This is a genomic window from Rickettsia australis str. Phillips (assembly GCF_000273745.1).
Lineage (GTDB): Bacteria > Pseudomonadota > Alphaproteobacteria > Rickettsiales > Rickettsiaceae > Rickettsia > Rickettsia australis.
The window spans coordinates 1-2,706 of record NZ_AKVZ01000057.1; the positions used below are offsets into that span (position 1 = coordinate 1).

Consider the following 2,706-nt stretch of genomic DNA (forward strand, 5'->3'; position numbering starts at 1 on the left):
CTCTATGTACATATGGCAGTTTTGCTCAACGAGTTATTCTTCCCAAAATCTGATCCAAATGTAGCAGCATTTTTGTCTGCTGCTGCTTTTTGCTCCACTTACGCCTTAAGACCCTTTGGAGCATTAATTTTTGGCTATATAGGTGATACCATAGGTAGAAAAGTAACTGTTATTATTACTACATTTATGATGGCTATTTCTTGTATTGTTATGGCTAATTTACCAACTTACGACCAAATTGGAATGAAGGCTGTTGTCATTATGACAGTATGCCGCATGATACAAGGTATCTCATCAATGGGTGAAAGAATAGGGGCTGGAATTTATATTACTGAAATCATAAAACCTCCTATACAATATGCCGCTGTTACATTAATAGGTTGTTTATCTGCTTTAGGTGGTACTTTTGCTTTAGCTGTAGCTTCTCTAGTAACTTCACAAGGTTTTAATTGGCGAATCGCTTTTTGGATTGGTGCAGTTGTAGCAGTTATCGGCTTTTTAGCAAGAACATCTCTTCGCGAAACACCAGAATTTGTTAATGCAAAACGACGAATCACAAATATCTTAGATGCAACTAAATTAAAAGCTCAAAAGATTAATCCTATTATTCAACAAAATGTAAGTAAGAAAACAATAATTGCAAATTTTTTCACATTATGTGGAGGACCAGTCTCTTTATATTTTACTTATATCCATTGTGGAAATATTCTAAAAAACTCTTTCCATTATACTGCAGCACAAGTAATACATCAAAATTTTATAGTTTCAACAATCGGATTAGTAATCTACTGTATAATGATATATCTTAGTTATAAGATATATCCATTAATAATATTAAAAGTTAAATTATTAATATTTACATTTATAATGATATTTTGTCCCTACTTATTAGATAATATAACATCACCTTTGCATTTATTATTAATACAACTAGTACCTATAACATGCGGACCTGCACAAACCCCAGCTATGCCAATATTTTTTAAACATTTTCCCATTTTTAAACGTTTTACTTATGCAAATGTAACATATGCAATAGCACATGCTCTCATGTACATTATAACATCTTTTGGGATCACATATTTTGTACATATTTTTGGACACTACGGATTATTGATTATAATAATTCCTTTAATTGTAGTATATACTTTTGGTCTATATCATTTTGAAAAACTTGAAAAGGAAGTTGGTAATTATCCAAAGAAAATAAGTGATAATGATCTAAAAAATAATCCGGTATTGTAAGAGTAGCAGAACATAATTTTATAAGATTAACTTCTATGTCTAATAACCCCAAGTATTTAGATAACACTAAAAAATGATACATAGTCTCGTCTACAATTTTTTTAATTTTCTCAGGAGATTTAGCACCTATGGTCTGCATGTTATGGAGTCTATCAAATAACTTGATCAGAAGTACATCATGTTTTTTCTCTTTATATAATATTTCAACTATTTCAGCAGAAGTAATTTTGTTGTATTCTTTGACTCTTGTTAAATCCATTACTTGATTTGATATTTTCTCCCCAAATAATACTGCTATTTTTTCTTTAGTAAGCTCGGTATCCTCTATAGTATCATGTAGTATACTTGTTACTATAATATCAGTTCTAAATAGATAATCGGCAACCATACAAGCTACTTCTATAGGATGAGAATAATAAGGCTCACCAGACCGACGCATCTGACTACCATGATATTTCCTTGCATAGTAGATTGCTTTCTTTACTGCTTCAATATCTACTGGTATAGTTCTTACTATCTTGTTTAGAGCACTTACTTTATCCAATAACTTTTTAGCATAAACACATACCTCAAATTTGTCTCGCCAGTTATCTAAATCTTCCACAATCAAGCCTTTATAAGATAATTTGCATATATCATCATTTATTCGTTTACTAAATGGTACTACCAATAATATGTATATCATTCTCATTGTACCATGGAATATTATTACCATCAATAACATTATATGGCACCGTTATATATGGACGCCTGGTTAAAAACAAGTACTAAAATAAAAAACAGTTAATGATAAATGAAGCAGTCATATATTCGGCATCAAAGTGCCATAATGGTTTCTTGCATTCTGTCTAAGATCCTGGAGAGATTCACTCAAGTTAGCGGTATCTAGGTACCATGACGTTAGCTCGGATTTCATCCAGAATGCTTATGTATTATCTCTTTAACCCGCCGTTTTATTATTCTACTTTGTTTTTATTTCTTTACCCCTATCTAGTTTAAAAATTATATAGTTTATAATTTATCCTAAATCTTAAGTACTATTATACCAATTGGTAATTTCTGTTCTTTACCAGACAGGCATAAGCGATTCTAGCCAATTTATTAGCTATAGCTACTGCAATTACATTGAACGATTTCCCTTTTTCTTTTAATCTTTCAATAAATTCTGATAACGCTCCTGATGTCTGATTAGTTTTATAGCTTCTCATCAATAAAGACCTACCAGCCTGTATTAGCATTGTTCTTGCATATCTATCACCTTGCTTGGTTATTCTTCCTAGAATGATCTTACCTCCAGTGCTATTTTGTTTCGGGACAATTCCAAGTGAAGCAGCAAAATCCTTAGCAGAATCGTATGCTTCAACCGGTTTGATGCTTAAAATACTTGCGTTAATTGTACCAATTCCTGGAATAGTTTCTAAAATTTTTGCCTTCTTGGGGTTCTATTGGGGAATCGTATTT

2 protein-coding genes and 1 pseudogene are annotated in these 2,706 nt (G+C 31.4%); 1 reads left to right on the forward strand and 2 read right to left on the reverse strand.

Features of this window, described 5'->3' with window-relative positions:
- Positions 1 to 12: 12 nt before the first annotated feature.
- A pseudogene (locus tag A452_RS12365) lies at positions 13 to 984 on the forward strand (MFS transporter); the annotation flags it as partial.
- Between the two features lie 133 nt (positions 985 to 1,117).
- Here the strand turns inward: A452_RS12365 and A452_RS0107535 are convergent.
- The gene (locus tag A452_RS0107535; protein ID WP_025999610.1) at positions 1,118 to 1,849 is read right to left on the reverse strand and encodes an HD domain-containing protein; all 732 of its coding nucleotides are present in this window, start codon (positions 1,847 to 1,849) and stop codon (positions 1,118 to 1,120) included.
- Between the two features lie 436 nt (positions 1,850 to 2,285).
- A complete protein-coding gene (locus A452_RS12670; RefSeq protein WP_134820403.1) occupies positions 2,286 to 2,669 on the reverse strand; it encodes a transposase in 384 nt (127 codons plus the stop codon).
- Positions 2,670 to 2,706: the final 37 nt, after the last annotated feature.